The organism is Vagococcus sp. QWL-13, from assembly GCF_058683555.1.
This window is the reverse complement of record NZ_CM178746.1, coordinates 2710658-2730372: the sequence shown is the minus strand read 5'-3', so window position 1 is coordinate 2730372 and position 19715 is coordinate 2710658. Positions and strand designations below refer to the sequence as shown.

The window sequence follows — 19715 nt, the reverse complement described above, 5'->3', positions numbered from 1 at the left end:
AAAATGCTGAAACGTCAAATATTAATGGTGGACGGCTACAATATGATTGGTGCCTGGCCGGAGTTGGTTCGATTGAAAAATCAAGATAAACTAGGTGATGCCCGGGATAAACTGCTGTTTGAGCTGTCCAACTACGCTAAATTTCGGGGGATAAAAATCATTGTGGTTTTTGATGCACAATTCGTTCCCGGTATCCAGCAAGAATACGAACAGTATCAGCTGACCGTTGTCTTTACAAAGACAGATGAAACGGCAGATACTTATATTGAGCGGGAAGCCGGAGGATTAATCGACTTGCGGACACAAGTGACTGTCGCCACCAGTGATTTAGCTGAACAATGGCTGATTTTTTCCAAGGGAGCTTTGCGCAAGTCCGCTTATGAGCTATATAAAGATGTGGAAGAGACCAAAGATAGTATCAGAAAAGAAGTGATTGCTAACCGCTATGCCCAATACTCACGCAATATTCCGTGGAGTATGGAAGAAATGAAGCACTTAGAAGATTTGAGAGATGATTTGTCAAAATGAAATAGAACGAGTCCGACAAAAAAGACCGCTGGCGGTCTTTTTTATTTGTATCGAGAGTGTAGATATTTATCGCCGTGTGAGTCCATTTAATGAAAAAAATATGTTTTGATACCGCTGATGCCGACAGTCAAAAACATAACTGCCAGCACCAAGGAAAACCAGAGGGCATATAAAATAAATGGTGATGTATTTTGGCCTCCCTCAGTTTTGATAAAGCGATAAGCTTTAACCGTAGTGTAAAATTGTATGATTGAAAGGATAACACTGAAAACAGACATGATTTTATAAAACATTAACTCTCCCCCTTTAAATATGATTCCTATTTCTCCCGATTTGTTTATCGTTTTAAACATCTCTTGCCCTGATTATGGACTTGATTAAGTGAAGAATCTAGAATAGTTGATTTGACATCGAGGGTACTGAACGTAAAATAGCTTTTCCATTGGCAACTATGTGTATGTCAATGGAAAAGTAAAAAGCTGGAAAAATATAACATCTACAGTTTCCGGCTCTGCAAATGATTTTTGCTTAGTTGATTTGCCCCTAAGGTGTCTTGTATTTTCAACAGGACATTTCAGTTTCTTTGTGTTGGGTTAAACCAAACAGGCTTAGTATTTCAATTTGCCTACTGGCGGAGATGAATATTATTTTCCCGTTGATTTTGCTTCAAATAGTCTCTTGGGGGTGCACCGTAAACACGCTGAAAATTACGCGAGAAGCTCAAGGTATCCTGAAAACCCACTAACAGAGCAACCTCATTGATACTTTTATCCAATGTTGTCAGCAAATTTTTGCCAATGTGCACACGCAACGTATTGAGAAAGCTTTTGAATGTAGTCTGAAACTGTTCTTTCAGCAATGTTTGAATCTTTTTCTCGGTAAAATGCAAATCGTTGGCAACAGTAGCAATGGTCAACGGCTGACGACAATTTTCCAGCAAATAACAAGCAAGTTCCCAGATGTCGGCAGAAACATTACCGGCAGACATACCACTGAGACGGTATTCTTGCGGAGTGACACCTTGCAGATTTTTAAACGTTTTGTAAAAATTTGCTTCCGAGTGAAATCCGCTGATTTGTGCGATTTGATTCAATGAAAGTTCGTGGAATTGGGTCAACGCTGCTGCATTGCGGATTCTTACTTGATTGAGTATTTGTTTAAAACTCATACCGGTCAGTGATTTAAGATGACTTTTTACCTCTTGACTGTCGACTCCCAGAGCTTTCGCCAATGTGTCGGGAGTCAGAGGTTCCTGATGATGGAGATGCAAATATTCTAAAATAATCCAACTTAGATTGTCTGCAACGGGTTTTTTGTCCAGTTCATTTTGATGACGGCTGTAAATATAGGAGATAAATGAAATGAGCGCCAGATTCAACGGTTCGTGGTTGCCAGCTGTTTGTTTGAATTCTTCGTCCAGCTCGGCACATAAAAACTCGATTTGCTTGCGGTAGCGTTCCTTCAACGAAACTATGGGAATGGCGTTGTCTATCTTTTGTATCGACCGCAGATAGTTTTTCTGATTGGTACTGACAAGTAATAATAAACCGATGGAAAATCTGATACGGTAAAATTGAATTTGTTCATCCGGTTTCAATAAAAAGCGGTGGACGTGGTAGGGCATCAGCTGGATGAAGTCGCCAGCGGACACAACGGTACTCAAGTCGTTGATTTCGATGCGGCAAGTGCCTGTCAGTATATAAATAAACTCTATTTCATCCCGAAAAACTTTATGACTGCTTTTAGTCATTGTTTCTTTTATCAAATGGAGTTCTTTAGGTTTGAATTTTTCTGAAAAATAGTCGCTGCTGATATAAGGAAAATTATCCATTTTGGTTCACCTCTAATCTAATTTTAGCAAAAAGTGTGTGAAAAGTCTTTTTATGATAGATGTAAGTCGAAATAAAAGTTTATAATAATTGTGAAAACAAGCACAATAGGAGGAACAAACATGTCAAAAGTATTTATTTTAGGCGGCACAGGATTTTTAGGCTACTATACTACTAAAGAATTATTAAGCAGAGGCTATCAAGTGAAAACTATGTCACTGCCTCCGATGCCTGCGAAAGATTTACTGCCGGAAGGTGTTGAATGTCAGCTTGGGGATATCAACGCTCTGACAGATGATGAGATTTTGACCTTGCTGGATGATTGTGAAGGATTTATTTATGCGGCGGGAGCGGACGAGCGGACAGTGCCGGACAAACCGGCAGTAAAATTCTTTTACGAAGCGAACGTTTTGCCAACCCAGCGTTTGGCCAGATTGGCAAAACAGGCAGGAGTCAAAAATTTTGTCGTCTTTGGTTCTTATTTTGCTGAATTTGCCGAAAGGCTTCCGGAATATCATTTACGGAGTCAAGCTTACCCTAATACACGTTTGCTGCAAGAGCAACTGGCTTTTGCTGAGGGCGAAGGAGCAATGAAAGTCTGTTCCTTGCGCCTGCCTTATATTTTTGGAACGATGCCGGGGAGAGAACCGTTGTGGACGATGTTCGTGGACCGTGTCCGAGGACAAGAAGTTTTTCCAAGTCCGTCTGGCGGGACAGCCATGGTCACAGCCGAACAAGTGGCAGAAGCTGCTGTTGGTGCAATGGAAAAGGGTGAACATCGCGGAACGTATGCTATCTCCGGATTGAATATGAAATTCCAACAGTTCTATGAATTGATTGTGGAAGCTCTTGGGCAAACAGGTAAAACCCAAGTACCCGTCGTTGCCCTTGAACAAATGCTGCCGGCTTTTGAAGCTATTGATGCTCAAACCGAAGCCGCAGGAAAAGAGCACGGCATCCATATGGCTGTCAGCGGAAGATTGCAATTTGAAGATCTTTATTTGGACCCGGCAGAGACAATGCCAGTGTTGGGCATCAAAGAACATGATGTGGTTGCCAGCATCAAAGAAACATTGGCAAGATGTGTTAAATAATAAGAGAAGATATGCTGGAGACTGAGGTGGATGTCTGTGTACCGAGTTTAGCAAGATTAAATTGACAAGTGTTTCTGTGATTGAACTAACAAGCCGAAAAGAAGAAATTCTTTTCGGTTTTTTGTTTTCGTGTTGACCTTAAATTTCTGCCAGAAGCTTTCTTGGTATCAAAGGTATCAAAAAATTTTAAAAATTTCCCCAAACCACTCAATTAGTTTAAAAAGACTGTCGATAAACTCCTGTTTTTACCCGCTGATTATCAATTTTTAACCCCAATCAGCAATAGTTTTCCATCTGTTGCAATTTTTCAGTATCCAGTTTTTGTTTCCAACTTTAAATAACGGCACATTTTTCATTTCATTATTTGCATCTTTTTACTAAAAAAGGTTGCTAAATTTTTCTTCATATTAATTTATTTGTCAATAAAACAAGAGAAGCATTGTTATTTTTAATCACAAAAATTTTATTAAGACCAAAATAAATATATTTGAATAGATAATAGAAAAAATTCATATAGATGTGTAATTTATGAATGGTTTTTTAGGATTAATTTGAATAACATTATTTAAAACATCGTTATTTTAATTTCGACTTTCTGGCAGGATTAGTACAAATATTGTTGATTATTTTGTGTGAAGAAGTATTCAAATTGGGAGGGAGTACCATGGGCACAAACAGAAAAAAACAGTTCAATCGGCAAAAATTATTTTCCTTGGTGATGCTGCTGGCATTACTGATACAATCCATCGTGTCACCGGCAATTGTTTATGGAGAAGGACAGGAGTCAACGTCCGGCGAGCCGCCGGTGCTTGCTTTAAATGATTTGGCTGTCTTGCAGCAAGAAGACAATAGAGCCACTCTCACACTTTCTGCTGAAATCAGACATACTGGGGAAGAAAGCACGAATTTCAAGTTGCACACCTCAGCACCGTTTAATATTGTCAGCTATCAAGAGAGTTTTGGTTCAGGGGGATTAAGTTATTTTATCAATAACGGTACGCTGGAAATTACCGCTGACAAAAACACCGCTGGAAGTTTTACATTGATATTGAATGTAGTCGACCACAGCGACAGTCAGCCTGCCAGTATTTCAGTCATTAGTTCGACGGGTGATGTTATTTCATCCGGTTTAGAAATTATCCATCAAGAGGAAGAAATCAAAGCAGTACCGGAAGCGGATGATTTGATTGATTCTGACATTCTTTCGGTCGGAAATATATCCGCTGTCAAAGAGGCGGCAGAAACCTTAGAATCAGAAGATTCCGTATCAGTATCAGACAGAAACCCTGTGGATATCCGAACACTTTTCACAGAGGATATCACCACAATCATCGACAGTGTGGCTATTTTGGTAGACGGCGTTTCTGCTGCTCCTGGCGGAACAGTCGATGTTACGAAGGATTCAGAAATTGAATTAAGAACGACGTGGTCGCTTCCGGAAGAAATTCTCGTCCAGATGCGTGAAGGAGATTATTTTGAGTTGAAGTTGCCTGAAATACTGACTGCCAGCCCGGTGTATTTTCCTAAAGGACTGGGGGAGTATGGTGCTTATGAAATATTTGAGGATGGCACTGTTCGCTTTACTTTCAGCAAGAAAGTGGAAGAAGAGCACGATGTGAAGGGAACATTCAACTACAAAAATGGTATCAGGCAAGACAATGAAACAGGGGAAACGGAGATAACCTTTCCTTACAAAGAAGATATTTTAACTGTAAATGTCAATGTTCGGCCAAAAACTTCCAAGTCTATCGCCAAAAGAGGACGTTTTGACAGAACGTTGAATCCTGAAAAAATATTTTGGGAAGTAGACATCAATCACGGGATGAATTTATTGAAACATCCAACAGTCACAGATCCTTTGCCAGAAGGGACGACTTTGGCTGATGTAAAAATTTTCCCGCTAACTATTGATTTAAATGGTGAAATATCGGGTGTTTCAGAAGTTCCTCTTGTTAAAGGTGTCGACTACGACGTGCAGGGGGATGTGATTACTTTCCGGGGAGACTACGCTGAAACCAGTCAGGCTTTTCGCCTCATCTATGAGACGAACATAGAAGAAACAGTCAAAGATGACGCTGCAGCGGGAGTGAGATTTTTTAATGAAGCCAAACTGGCAAGCGGCGATTTGCCGCCTGTCCCCGCCAGTGCGACGGTAACAGCCTACTACAAGCCGTTGTTAACAAAGAAAGACCCAGTTGCTATGGGGGAAAATCAACGCTATAAGTGGTCGGTGGAATATAACTACCGGGAAATGACATATCCGGCAAATACTACCCTGGTGGATACGATGAGTGCCAACCAAAAACTGCTGCCGGAGACTTTAGAATTGTTTGCAGTAACCTTTGACGGTAACGGAAATCCGCAACAACAGGGAAAACTTCAGCTTGGTACGGACTATCGATTGGACCAAGACTCGTCTAAGCCGAATGAATTTGAAATCGTTTTCCTTAAAGAGGTCAGCGGAGCCGTTAAAATCGACTATCAGACGGAAGTGACTGGTTTTGTGGACGATACTGAAGAAATCAGCAATTCGATCAACTCGGGAGGAAAAGAAGCTGGCAGCAAAGGACAGGCAGAACAGCAGAACTTAAGAAAATATTATGACCAAGCCAGTGTTGATTATCACCAAAAACAGTTGACTTGGAAGATAGATGTCAATGACGCAGGCTATCTGATGAAAAATTGGCAGTTGAACGACACTTTTTCACCCGGGCTGAGTTTAATCGAACAGACATTTAAAATTTACGATAAGACCGATAAAAAATATTTGGTACGTGACACAGATTATCAACTGGTTCCCACAGCTGATGGTTTTGGGGTCGCCTTTCTAGGCGGTTTGAAAGAGGGGACGAATCATAAATTTCAAATCATTTATACGACCGAGTTTGATACCAGTGTTATAGACAAGGGGGACAAGAGTGAAATAATTTTTATTAATCAGGCGACCAGCTCATGGACGGATAGCGACGGCGGAGAGCATAAAAATCATCAAAAGAAGGACTTTACACCGATAACGCCATTTATCAAAAACGGGACAAAAGGTAGTTCTTATAACGCAGTGACCAAGGAAATCACCTGGGAAGTGTCGGTCAACTATAATCAGCAAGAGTTGAAGGACGGGACCATCGTGGATCCTATCTTAGGGGATCAAAAGTATCTGCCGGAAAAAACTCAAGTATTTGAAGCTGTCGTGGGCAAAGACGGCAAGTTAACCAGAGGTGCCGATGTGACAGAAATTTTGGCTATTGAACACGCCACGGAAAAAAACGGGCACACCTTATCGATTCAATTACCTCAAGGCAGTACAAAAGCATACATCCTTATTTTTAAAACCAGTTTGGCAGAGACGGTCATCGGCAGAACAAACAAGACTTATGAAAATAAAGCTAAATTTACGAATAACGAAATCACACATTATTTGGATGCATCTGTGACACCGAGACACAGCGGAGAACTGGTAGCCAAAGAAGGAAAACAGGATATGAGAGACCCGGACTATGTGAACTGGAGTTTTTACATCAACCGTTCACAATCTAAAATTGCCAATGTTGTTGTTATTGATGAACCTTCGCCAGGGCAGCTGTTTGACGAACAGTCAATCGTCGTCAAAGGAACCAAAGTGAATCAAAATGGAGAAGTGACGGTCAACGAGAGTGATGTTCTTCAACTGGGAGAAGACTATACGATTACTGTTGAGCAGATAGATGTTGAAAATAATCATCAGAAACTTTCTATCTTCTTTAAAAAGGAAATCACTGAACCTTATTACATTCAGTATCGCACCTTAGTCTTGGCGACAATAAATGGGAATGTCTCGAATAATGTCAAGCTGGAAGGGCAAAACAAGACTTCGGTTACAAGTGAAACGAAAAAAGATGTGAGATATGTATACTCTGACGGCAGCGGAGAAGGCTCAAAGGGCTCACTGGCGATAAAGAAAATAGACGGTGATAAAAAACTGCTGGTCGGGACGAAGTTTGAATTGTGGTGGATGGATAGTCAGACCAATAAAAAAACCCAACTGATTCGCGAAGGTGCTATTGGATCAGAGGGGTTGTGGAAGATAGGCAATTTACGCGTAGGCAAGTATTTGTTAATCGAAACGGAAGCTGTAGAGGGCTATTCAGTCAGCGAGGAATTAGCGAAAGGAAAAGTTATCGAAGTTAGAAAAGAGGAGGGAGCAGCACAGTATCCTCTTCAGGAAATTACCAATGAACCGACGAAAATGATACTGACAAAGAAAAATGAAAAGGGCGTGCTGTTAAAGGACGCTGAATTCAAACTGGAGCAGAAAGTTGAAGATGACTGGCAGGAAATTCGTTCGGAGGAACGTTTGGTCACCGGTGCAAACGGTCAGCTGGTCATTGAGAAACTATTGCCGGGCAGCTACCGTTTGACTGAAACAAAAGCACCTGCCGGCTACTTACTGAATACTGAACCAGTAGAATTTACACTTACCGACCGCGGAGATGGAGTTGTTCAAACCCAGCGGGCGGAACTTATTAACTATCAGGGAACTGTCAAAATGAAGAAAGTTTCCTCGGCAGGTATAGGACTGGCAGGAGCGGTTTTCAGAGTGATGGACGGGGAAGGAAAACCTGTTGCGGGACTGGAAAAGCTCACATCAGACTCTCAAGGAGTGGTGACTGCCCAAGGTTTGGCACCGGGGGAGTACGTCTTTGAAGAGGTAGCGGCTCCCGCCGGTTATCTTATCAACGAACAAACTGTAAAGTTTTCTGTACCGACTGCCGCCAAAGGCAAACCTGTTGTCATCGAATTGAAGGAGTCTTTGATTAACTATCAAGGAGCGGCAGAACTCAAGAAAACTACTAGTCAAGGGGAACCTTTGGCTGGGGCGGAATTCAGGCTGCTGGACAAAGACGGCAAAGTTGTTTCCGGTCATGAAAAGTTGGTCACAGACGATAAGGGACTGATTCGTGTTGCCGGCTTGGCTCCCGGGGAGTATACTTTCGAGGAAACAAAAGCACCGGAGGATTATTTGCGTAACATAGCCAAGGTGACATTTGAAATCAAAGACCGACACGAGGGTGAACCCGAAATCGTCAAAATCGCAGAACCTTTTGTCAATTATCAAGGGTCTGTTAAATGGGTCAAACAAAATACTAAATCTGAACCGTTGGCCGGGGCGGAATTTAAAATTGTGACTGAGGACGGGGAAATTGTCCAAACGGGATTGTTGTCAGACGAGTCGGGAGTTGTTAAAGCTGATAATTTGAAGCCGGGCACCTATTTCTTCGAAGAGACGAAAGCACCTGCCGGCTATCTGGTGAATACGACACAGGTTCAGTTTGTTATTCCGAAAGAAGCAGAAGGACAGCCGGAAATCGTGATGGTCGCTGAAGGTTTTATCAATTATCAGGGAACTGCCGAACTGCTGAAAGCAGATGATGAAGGCAAGCCCTTAGAAAATGCTGTATTCCGCCTGTTGGACGGGAAGGAAGTGCCTGTCCCAGGTTATGAGAGCCTGATTTCAGATGAACTGGGAGTCGTATCAGCTTCAGGGTTGGCGCCGGGTAATTATTATTTCGAAGAGATTGAGGCTCCGACCGGTTATATCATCAATACGGCTAAATATTCCTTCACCATTCCGGAAAAAGCTTCTTCCACACCTCAAACGGTTAGGATTGATAAAAACTTTGTCAACTATCGGGGCTCCGCCGAATTGCTGAAAACCGATGAAGACGGCAATCCGCTGGCCGGTGCTGTTTTCAGACTTCTGAAAGGGGATATGGAAGTGGTCGAAGATACCCCTGAACTGGTCTCTGATGAAGCCGGTCGTGTGGTGGTGGAGGACTTGGCTCCCGGAGATTACTATCTTCAGGAAATCCAAGCGCCCGCAGGCTTTATTCTAAATACTGATTTGGTACCATTCACCATAGCAGCTAAACAACTAGATCGACCTGTGCGAGTCGACATAGGAAAAGCTTTAATTAATTATCAGGGAACTGCTCAGCTGACCAAAGTAGATGAAGCTGGGCAACCGCTGACGGGTGCCGAATTCGAACTGGTAGATGTTGAAGGGAATGTTGTTTCCGGGTATGAAGAACTGCTTCCTACAGAAGAAGGATTGATTTTCGTTGAAGGCTTGGCACCGGGGCATTACGCTTTCGTGGAAACCAAGGCACCCGCAGGCTATCTATTGGATGACACTCCAGTTGCTTTTGAAATCAAGGCTGAAGAGGCAGGCAAACCGGAAGTCGTCGATGCAGGAGAGAAAATCAATTACCAAGGGGTCGCACGTTTAATCAAAAATGATATCAACGGTGAACCTTTAGCAGGAGCGGTCTTTAGTGTTGCTGATGAAGAGGGGAACATACTCCAAACGGATGTGATATCCAATGACAATGGAGAAGTCGATGTTGAGGGGTTGCCACCGGGCAATTATCAGTTTATTGAAACTGCAGCTCCGGCAGGTTACTTGATAAATGATACGCCGATACCGTTTGTTATTCCAAACGAGGCGGAAGGAGCGCCGCAGCTGGTGGTGGCCGATGACAACTTTATCAACTATCAAAGCGAAGTCAGCATGAGAAAAACCACTGAATTTGACCAGCCGTTGGCAAATGCTCATTTCAACGTTTACAAAGTGGATGAGTCGGGTGGAATAATTAATGAGGCTGTCGCGACTGATTTAATCACCGATGAATCGGGAGAAATCACGGTGACAGGCTTGGCACCGGGGCATTACGCTTTCGTGGAGACCAAAGCACCCGCGGGCTATGTAAGAAATACGGAACTCTTGATGTTTACTGTTCCTGAAAGGGCGGAAGGAGAACCGGAGAAAATCATTTTGGAACAAACTTTTATCAATTATCAGGGCTCGGCTCGACTGGTCAAAAAGGATGAGTTGGGTCAAGCGCTGGCAGGTGCACGGTTCAATCTGTATGAGATCAATAAATTCGGAGTTCTCACAGACAAAGTGTTTATTAGCGGATTGATTTCTGATGAACAGGGAGAAATCATCGTAGAAAATCTTGCGCCGGGAAGTTATGCTTTCGTTGAACAGGAGGCGCCGGTCGGATTTAAATTAAATTCCCGTCCGTTAACATTTGAAATTCCTGACAGTTGGGAAGGCAGGCCGCAAGTCGTTGAGGCGGGTTCCTTTGTCAACGTACTGGTTCCGCCAAAGCTGGAAACTCCTGAACCAGAAAAAGTTTCATCTGGTAAGACATCAAAGCCGGCTAAAATCCCTGCTTTGGGTGAAAACGGCACAGAATTCCTGTTTATGCTAGGGTTGGGTGTGGTAGTTATGCTTTCGAGTGCTTTTTACTACACTCGCAGGAAAATGTATTAACTGGGATTTTTTGTAAGAGTGTTATAACAGCTGTTGAACTGAATCAAGACAGAAAAAGAGAGAAAGCCTATTTGTGCTTTCTCTCTTTGTATTTTTCTACTAAATATTGTTTGATATAGGCCTGGTTTTCGATATTTTTCATGCGAAAATGTTTAAAGTTCCTTAAGTACCGGCGATGGTTAAAATTTAATTTCGGCAGTTTTTTAGCACGCTCATCGAATTCTTCCCGCCATTCCACATAGTCAGATTTGATCGACTCCAAATTCTTCTCCAGTGAAGCTTCCAGCAGTAATTTTCGTTTTTCAAATTGCTGTCGGCTGTTATCGATGGCTTTGTCCCACTCCATGCTGACTTTATTGAAGTTAATCATATTGACCACGGTGTAGATCGAGTCAACGGCAAAGAGGAGGGCGATTACCAGATAGAGATGGTTTCCTGTATGGGCCAAAGTAAAGTTAGTTAGTTTCATAACTTCCGGATGAATAACTTTGACAATCAACAGGCAGCCTGTTCCCCAAAATAGAGAGACTGGAAGTGCCACCCGGCCGTGAAGATTCAGCGGGACATCTGTGTAATCCCACCATGTGGCATGGAAAAGTTTTTCTAGTATGTAGCTGGTGAAGTATTCCAGCACAGTGACAGCCACTACCGAAAGCGAATAAAGCAAGACCAGATTATTTTGATACGGGGCAATAAAATAAAGAACGGATAAAACACCAAAACCGTAAATCGGGCAATAAGGACCGACCAGAAAGCCCCGGTAGACGAATTTTTTCGCTTTGATGGAGCAGTAGACTGTTTCCCAAAGCCAGCCGATGATGGCGTAAAATAAAAATAAAAGTGTGACTTCATTTAAAAAATTAATCATTTGACACCTCGAGTTGTTTTATTTCAACGGAAAAAACCATAGAGTTCTCATTTGGCAGCTGATGCTTTGCTCTGAGTTTTTTCTGATGCGCTTCAAAAAACCTGCAAAATTTGTTCTAGCAGTGACTTTTTAGGTTAGATTCTCAAACGGGAACTTGAATGAAGAGTTTCAGTAACAATTTTGGTTTTTATACCTCTAAGACTCATTGTATACCAAAATGATTAAAAATAAAGAAATTTTGGACAAATGTTAGAAAAATGAACTTATCTAAAGGGAGGTTATAGATAAAAGGAAAACAGGAGCAGTATCTGCTCTGAAAAACAAACAGGCTTAGAATGTTTTAAGGAATCGTACGTGACGGGATAGTTGAAATTTCTCTGAACAGTCCGGGAAAAACAAGCTGAAATTTGGTATAATGAAGGATGATGCTTTTTACGGAACGGAGAGATGTCGATGAAATTTTTACATACGGGCGACTGGCATATCGGTAAAAAATTAAATGGCTATGATTTGCTTGAAGAACAGCAAGATGTCTTTCGTCAGCTGATGGTAATCGCCGAAAAGGAGCAGGTGGATGGGATTGTCATTGCAGGGGATCTTTATGATCGGTCTGTTCCTTCGGTAGAGGCAGTGGAAGTGTTCAACGGGATGATGCGGGAAATGAATATTGAAAAAAAATATCCTGTGTTGGCTGTTTCAGGCAACCACGACAGCAGTATCCGGCTGGAAACAGGGGGGCCGTGGTATGAGACCTTGCAGTTTCATTTGCACACGAGACTGGAACAGGCTCTTGAACCAGTGGAAATAGACAATGTCCAGTTTTTTTTGTTGCCTTATTTTGAACCGTTTGCCGCCAGAAAATATTTTGAAGATGAGTCATTGAAGACAATCCAGCAGGCGGTGTCGGCGACTGTGGCAGAAATGGAGAAAAGATTTGATCCTGATAAACAACAGGTGCTGGTTTCCCATTTTTTCATAGCAGGAAGCACTACTACGGACTCTGAGACAAAAGTCACAGTGGGAGGACTGGATGCAGTGCCGCTTTCTTCATTGGAAAATTTTGATTATGTGGCGTTAGGACATCTGCACCACCGCCATGCGTTGCGCAGCGATAAAGCCCGGTACAGCGGTTCTCTGCTGAAGTATTCTTTGTCAGAAGCAGGACAAGAAAAAGGGGTTTGGGTCGTTGAGCTCTCAGACAACAGCCCCCAGATTGAGTTTTTTCCGGTGACACCTTTGCGGGATGTGAAAGTGCTGGAGGAAAGTTTTGATACGCTGATGACTCCGGCTTTTTATTGTGATATCGACCGGGAAGATTATATCGGTATCCGTTTGACCAACAAAGAAGTCATTCCCAATGTGATGAACCAGCTCAGGTCGGTTTATCCCCGAATCATTCAGCTGGAAAGAGCTCACGGAAGGACTTCCCAAGAGCTGACAGTCATGGCATCCTCAGATTTGCAAAAGAAAGACCCTGTGTCCTTATTTGCTGATTTTTTCGAGACAGCTGTGGAACAGCCTTTGACCGTACAGCAAAAAAAATGGCTGGAAGAAGAATATACAGCATTGCAAAAAGAAAGTTAAGGAGTGGGAAGATGAAGCCGGTTCGTTTGATAATGGAGAATTTTGGTCCTTTTAAGCAGGAAGAAGTAGATTTTTCCCAGTTTCAAGAGTACCCCCTATTTCTAATCGCAGGGAAGACGGGAGCGGGAAAAACAACAATTTTTGATGCTATGTGCTATGCCCTCTACGGGGAAACTACCGGAGGCATTCGTCAAGGGAAAGAAATGCGCTCTAACTTTGCCGACGGAGAAGAAAAAACAGCGGTTACCTTTGTGTTTGACCATCAAGGAAAACGCTATGAAATCGTACGGGAACCTGAACAACTGTTGAAGAAAAAAGTGGGAGACGGTATGACCGCTCGTCCAGCAAAAGTTTTGCTGACAATTTATGATGAGGCCGGCGGTGAACTCCGCCAAGAGAAAAAGGCAACAGAAGTGAAAAGGTTGATTGAAGAACTGCTTCATTTGACAGTACAGCAATTTACCCAAATTATTTTGTTGCCCCAAGGGGAATTCCGCAAGTTCTTGAATGCCAACAGCAATGACAAAGAAATAGTTTTGCGCAAACTTTTCGGCACTCAAATTTACAGCGACCTGTCTCTCCGGTTGAAAGAACGTAAAAAAACCTTTGAAAAAAAACTAAATGACGAGCAGCATGGGCTGAATTTATTGTATGACCAAGTGGTGTTTGATGACGTTTATGGGTTGAAGAAGCAGGAAACGACGGATATGGCCAGTCGGCTGGCACTGATTTTGGCACAAAATGCAGACTACCAGTCACAGGCAGAAACATTTAAACAGCAGGAACAGCAGATAAAGGCTGAAAAAAAAGTGTTGGATAAGACTATTCATCAACAGCAGCAGCTGTTAGAAGCTTTTGATCAGCAGCAAGTGCTGACAGAAAAACTTGCCCGTCATCAGGAAGAAAAAGAGCTGATTTTGTCAAAGGAACATCAAGTAGCAAAATGGCACTGGGTTGAAAAGAATCAACATCCTCTGCTTCAACTGCAGGAGGATCAGCAGCAAATAGAGAAGCTTCAAAAAAAGTATGAGGAACATCAGAAAGCCAAAGAAAAGTGGCAAAGAGAACGCAAAACAATCAAACAGACGCTGGATGCACTGGGGCAAGAAGAAGAACGTATCAAAGAGAAACAGCAAGAAATCACCAATATGGAAACCCTGCTGCCTCTCTTTGAACAAAAAGAACAATTCGACAAAGAGTTAGCTGATCTTTGTCAGGGAATAAAAAAAACACAGGTATCACAAGAGGAAATTTGTGCTCAAATCAAAAATATCCAAGAGAAATATGAGGGTAATCAGGAAAAAATCCAAGAAGAGCCCCGGCTTTTACGCCAGCTCAGCGGGTTGGAAAAACAAATGCAGTCGATGACGGTACTGCTGAAAGATTTGTCAGAGCAGCAAAAGAAAGAGGAAGAACAATATGGATTGCATGTTCGGCAAGAAAAGGTTCTCCTTCTTTTGGTGGAACAGAAAAAGAAATTGGAAGTGCTGGAAGAAGACTACCGGAAGCAAAAGGATAAGGTGGCAAAATTGCTGATCGCCAGACTCAGCGTTGACTTGCTGCCGGGAGAGCCCTGTCCTGTTTGCGGCAGTCAGGAACATCCCAGCCCCCATGGAGAACGGGAGTGGACTGCTGAGGCTATCAAAGAGGCGGAGGAGTATTTAGCAGACCTGGAAGAACAGCGGGAAAGCCAACAGCAGACCAACGTCCAGCTGGCGGAGGAAGAACGCTATTTAAATGAAAAGATACAAGATGCCACACACAGTCTCGGTCTTTCGCAAAAAGCAGTAGAGGAAGAACTACTGCGTTTGAAAGAGTCTTTATCAGCTGACTGGTTGATGGGACTAGACGGGAAACAATCCGCGGACATGCTGAAAATCATCCGAAAAGAACTAAAAGAACTGACCCGTCACAAGGAGACAGTGACTGAAACGATTGCGGCGTTGGAAGAGATGAAGTCGGCTCAAGAAGAGCTGAAAATAAAGATGCAGAGCTTAGTGGACGAGCAAAGAGCTATCGAAAAAAAGTGGGCTCAGGAAGAAAAACAGCAGACCACTTTAACGGCAAAAATAAACCAAATCAGCCAGCAAATCCCTGAAAAATGGCAGCAGGAAAACATTCAGCTGCTGTTAGCAACTTGCCGAAGTGCGGTTGAAGAGTGGCAGGAGTCAGTGAAAATCTATGAAGAACAACTAAAGGGTGTAGATGAGAAGGACTTGCTGGCAACAAATTCTTTGGCCCATGTCCAACAACAGTTGAAGGAGACTGGGGCAGAGGTGTCGATTCGGCAAAAACAGCTGGAAGAACGAATCGCTGCCAGCTCTTATGTCCACGATTTAGCAGAATTGACAGAAGAATTACAACACATCGGAAAAATCGAAGCGTACGAAGAAACTATCAAAGAGTTTTATGATGGGCTTCAGCGATTGAAGATACAGTTGGAAGAAGTAGAAAAGAAACTGGCAGATCAAACGGTTCCTGATATCGAACAGACTTTGGTACAGCAAGCAGAATTAGAACAAAAAATCGAGCAATTGGAGTCGGAGCGTTTGGCTTTGGTCCAGCGGGTCACTCAAAATCAGCGCATCCATCAGGAAATGAGCGACCGTTATACTGCATTGCAGAGGGAATGGGAAAAACTGGCTGAATTGAATCAACTGTCAGAGGTGGCTAATGGAGACGGTCCGCTGAAGATGAGTTTGGAGCGGTATGTTTTACAAGTTTACTTTGCGGAGATCTTACGGGTGGCAAATCAGAAACTGATGGAGCTGACAAATAACCGTTACAGTTTTGAATTAAAAGAGGAACAAGGTTCTTACAAAAGTCAGACGGGACTGGAGCTGAATGTCTACGATGACAATGTGGGAGCTGCCCGGAGTGTGAATACTTTGTCAGGGGGAGAAAGTTTTATCGCTGCCTTGTCATTGTCCCTTTCTTTAGGGGAAGTGGTTCAAGCCCAAGCGGGAGGAATCAGCGTGGAGGCGATGTTCATTGATGAAGGGTTTGGTTCATTGGATGAAGAAGCTTTGGAAACCGCAATGGACGCCTTTGAAACAGTGGAAAGCCAAGGACGGATGATTGGCATTATCAGCCATGTGCGGGAATTGAAACAGCGTATCCCGCAACAAATCCAAGTTTTGACTCAGGGAACAGGACGAAGCCGCATTACTTACCAGCTATCAGAGGAATGAGGAAATAAGATGAAATGGTCAATACCAGACAGAATTATTGAACGGGGCAGAAAGTATGCGTCGGAAGGTCGGGTCGTTGAGATTAGTCAGGATAAAAAACGAGTCAAGTGGCTGGCCAGAGTGGTGGGCAGTCAAGTGTACTATGTGGAATTGGACGGTACGCCAAAAGAAGACGACTACTGTAACTGTCCTTACTTCAAAGACCGGGGTTACTGCAAACACACCGTGGCAGTCGAGCTGGCATTAAGAGAGGCGGGGTACAGTCGTGTGATTTCTCCGGCCTCTGCTCATCTCAATATACCGGATAAACAGCAGGACAGAATTGTTCATCATGGGCCGACCCATGAAGAAATGCTGCTGCATCAAGCGGTGGATTTTGTGATGATGCAGCAAACAGCAAGCTTAGAGGAACGATTGCAAATAGAATTTGTGATTCAAGGACAGGAAATCACCCGAGGCTACTATCCTGCCAAAGTTTTATCGGTAGGATTGCGTTTAGGTTACGAAACCGGCCGTCTGTACGTGGTCAGAGACTTGCAGGAGTTTTTCCGGGCATTTAAAGAACAAGGGATGTATCAGACGGCACAGGCGGATTATTCTCTGGGAAAGGAAAATTTTGACCCGGAAGACTATTCTTGCTTAGTGACTTTGTCAGATGCCTATGATCATCAGCTGTCTTTGCAGGAGACTTCAGCGAAAAACAACCTTTGGAGCAAAAATATTTCCTTGCCAAAGAGACTGATGAAAGAGCTGTTCTTTAGTGAAAGAAAGGTGCAGCAGGTATCGGTGATGATCGACGGGAAAAGGAAAAAATTGCGCGGTTTTTGCGCCGATAAGAAGCCTTACCGCTTTCGTCTATTGGGAGACCGTCACAAACTGCAAGTTTTTATCGAAGACCAGTATGAAGACTATTACCCTGAATACCATTGGTTTTTTGAGGAAGGTTATTTTTTTGAATTGCCCTTTGAGGCTGTCTATCAGTTTCAGTTGGTCTATGAAACGAAAAAAAGAATGCCCCGGCCCATGTTGACTTTTTTGGACGAAGCTGTGGCTGACTTTTTCAATATTTTATATCCTGTGTTCAAGGAAACCGGGGAGATAGAGCTGTCGGAAGACTTGTTTGAACAATTGGTAGAGGAACCGCTGGAAACATCGATCCATCTTTCTTTGAAGGATGGACGTGTGGAAGGGGAGGTCAAGTTCAAGTATGGACACGTGATCCTGCCGGCAATGCTATTGGGGGAAGTCACCTGTCAAGAGCTGGTTACCCGGAGAATCGGCGAAGAGGAGACTGTCCTTCAGAGGATGAAAGAGTTATCCTATGCTTTTTCAGAAGGGATTTTTTACAAGATGTTGCCGGAAGGGGAAGCATTATATGCGTTCTTTGTAAAGGAACTGCCCCGATTGCGTCAACTGGCAGAGGTGACTTTAGCTGACAGTTTGCAGGAACTTTATTTAGATGGATTGAAGTCCCGGCCTAAAATCCGAATCGATGCCGCCAACTCTTGGCTGGATATTCATTTTGATGTGTCTGATATCGGCGAAGAGGAAGTTGACGAAATGATCCGCAGTATTTATGCGGGGAAAACCTTCCACCAGCTGAAAAGCGGGCAGATTATCTCGCTGGAAACCGAGGAATATCGGGAAATAACCAAAAGTCTCCAGACAATTCCAGAAGAGTTAACGTTCCACAAGGGGAGTGTTCGGCTGCCCAACTATCAAAGTATTCTGTTGAAAAATCAATTTGCTTCGGTGAAAGAGGCCCAGTTCAGCGAGGATTTCGAGCGGATGGTGGGGGAGTTGACTTCCCCTGAAGAACTGGACGATGCCTTGCCGAAAAAAGTCAACGCCGTCTTACGACCCTATCAGGTCACCGGCTTCCGCTGGCTGAAAATGATGGGCGGTTATGGATTTGGCGGAATTTTGGCGGATGAGATGGGTCTCGGTAAAACTCTCCAGATGATTACTTATCTGCAAGATGCCAAAGAAAAGGGCAGTTTGTCCCAGTCAATAGTGATTGCTCCTGCCAGTCTTATTTTGAATTGGAAATATGAAGTAGAGAAATTTGCTCCAGAATTAACGACCGCGGTTATCAGCGGCAGTGTTGATAAAAGAAAAGAATTGATTGCCGAAAATGGAGAAACAGATGTGCTGATTACTTCCTACGCAACGTTCCGCCAAGACATGGAACAGTACCATAATCATGTGTTTCATACGCTGATTTTGGATGAGGCCCAGATGGTGAAAAATTCAGCCACCAAAACATTTCAAGCAATCAAAAAAGTTTCAGCTAAACAGAGATTTGCTTTAAGCGGCACGCCAATCGAAAATCGTCTGGAAGAAATTTGGGCTATTTTTCATCTAATCATGCCGGGATTTTTGCCGTCATTTAAAAAATTTCAAAAGTTTTCCACTGAAGAAATCAATAAATGGATTCAGCCTTTCGTCTTGCGAAGGGAAAAGAAAGGGGTCTTGACGGAGTTGCCCGATAAGATCGAAACCCTTATACGCAGCGAGCTGACCAAGGAGCAAAAAAAGATATATCTGGCACAACTTCAAGAGATGCAGCATTCTTTAAGCGGGATGGACGGGCAAGATTTTCAAAAAAACCGCATGAGTATTTTGGCAGGTTTGACCCGCTTGCGCCAAATTTGTTGTTCTCCGGCATTGTTTCTACCTGATTATCGTGGCGGGGCCGGAAAGTTGGAACAATTAAAAGAACTGATTCGATCTGCTTTGGCGAACAACCGCCGGATTTTGCTGTTTTCACAATTCACCAGTATGTTGTCGATTATTGAAGAAATGCTGGCAGAGATGCAGGTGGGCACCTTCTATTTGCGGGGCAGCACCCCGATTGCCCTTCGTCAACAGATGGTGGACGAGTTTAATCAGGGCAGCAAAGATGTCTTTTTGATTTCCTTAAAAGCTGGCGGAACCGGCTTGAACTTGACAGGAGCCGACACTGTTATTTTATATGATTTGTGGTGGAACCCGGCGGTAGAAGATCAGGCGGCCAGCCGGGCCCATCGTCTCGGGCAAAAGAAAGAAGTAGAAGTCTGGCGCTTGATTGCAGAAGGAACAATCGAAGAAAAAATGGTCCAGCTTCAAGAAGACAAAAAGGATTTGTTTGAAAATATTCTTGGCACTTCTGCCAGTCAGCTGACAGAACAAGACATTCGTGATATTTTGCTCCAGTAAAACCAAGGCATAGTGTGAAAAGTCAAAGCGGACCCGCCGTGACAAAAGAATCAACAAATCCGGCTGCTCCGCTCTGATAATCCTTTTGCAACGAATGTCACAGATAAA

General features: G+C 43.3%; 9 protein-coding genes. 6 read left to right on the top strand and 3 right to left on the bottom strand.

Translation table 11 applies throughout. The annotated features are described in order from the left end of the window. Positions 1 to 6 precede the first annotated feature (6 nt). Positions 7 to 528, top strand: a complete 522-nt coding sequence (locus AC4PHI_RS12835; RefSeq protein WP_492201606.1) for an NYN domain-containing protein — start codon at positions 7 to 9, stop codon at positions 526 to 528. Positions 529 to 614: 86 nt separating this feature from the next. Here AC4PHI_RS12835 and AC4PHI_RS12830 read toward each other — a convergent pair whose 3' ends face one another. Continuing rightward, the gene (locus tag AC4PHI_RS12830) at positions 615 to 821 is read right to left on the bottom strand and encodes a hypothetical protein (RefSeq protein ID WP_492200220.1); all 207 of its coding nucleotides are present in this window, start codon (positions 819 to 821) and stop codon (positions 615 to 617) included. 332 nt (positions 822 to 1153) lie between these two features. Next, positions 1154 to 2359: a helix-turn-helix domain-containing protein gene (locus tag AC4PHI_RS12825; protein WP_492200219.1), complete on the bottom strand. Its 1206-nt coding sequence runs from the start codon at positions 2357 to 2359 to the stop codon at positions 1154 to 1156. A 120-nt stretch (positions 2360 to 2479) separates the two neighbouring features. Here AC4PHI_RS12825 and AC4PHI_RS12820 point away from each other — a divergent pair, with 120 nt between their 5' ends. Next, positions 2480 to 3451: an NAD-dependent epimerase/dehydratase family protein gene (locus AC4PHI_RS12820; RefSeq protein ID WP_492200218.1), complete on the top strand. Its 972-nt coding sequence runs from the start codon at positions 2480 to 2482 to the stop codon at positions 3449 to 3451. Positions 3452 to 4115: 664 nt separating this feature from the next. Next, positions 4116 to 10766, top strand: a complete 6651-nt coding sequence (locus tag AC4PHI_RS12815) for a SpaA isopeptide-forming pilin-related protein (protein WP_492200217.1) — start codon at positions 4116 to 4118, stop codon at positions 10764 to 10766. Between the two features lie 67 nt (positions 10767 to 10833). On the opposite strand, the gene AC4PHI_RS12810 is transcribed toward AC4PHI_RS12815, so the two are convergent. After that, complete coding sequence (locus AC4PHI_RS12810; RefSeq protein WP_492200216.1) at positions 10834 to 11634, bottom strand: putative ABC transporter permease; 801 nt, start codon at positions 11632 to 11634, stop codon at positions 10834 to 10836. A 453-nt stretch (positions 11635 to 12087) separates the two neighbouring features. Here AC4PHI_RS12810 and AC4PHI_RS12805 point away from each other — a divergent pair, with 453 nt between their 5' ends. The 3 genes from AC4PHI_RS12805 to AC4PHI_RS12795 are packed head-to-tail and all read left to right on the top strand — an operon-like array spanning position 12088 to position 19607. Next, on the top strand, positions 12088 to 13218 hold the full coding sequence (locus AC4PHI_RS12805) for an exonuclease SbcCD subunit D (RefSeq protein WP_492200215.1): 1131 nt from the start codon (positions 12088 to 12090) through the stop codon (positions 13216 to 13218). 11 nt (positions 13219 to 13229) lie between these two features. Further along, positions 13230 to 16409, top strand: coding sequence for an AAA family ATPase (locus tag AC4PHI_RS12800; protein ID WP_492200214.1), 3180 nt, complete (start codon positions 13230 to 13232; stop codon positions 16407 to 16409). A 9-nt stretch (positions 16410 to 16418) separates the two neighbouring features. Then, positions 16419 to 19607: a DEAD/DEAH box helicase gene (locus tag AC4PHI_RS12795; RefSeq protein WP_492200213.1), complete on the top strand. Its 3189-nt coding sequence runs from the start codon at positions 16419 to 16421 to the stop codon at positions 19605 to 19607. Positions 19608 to 19715 lie beyond the last annotated feature (108 nt).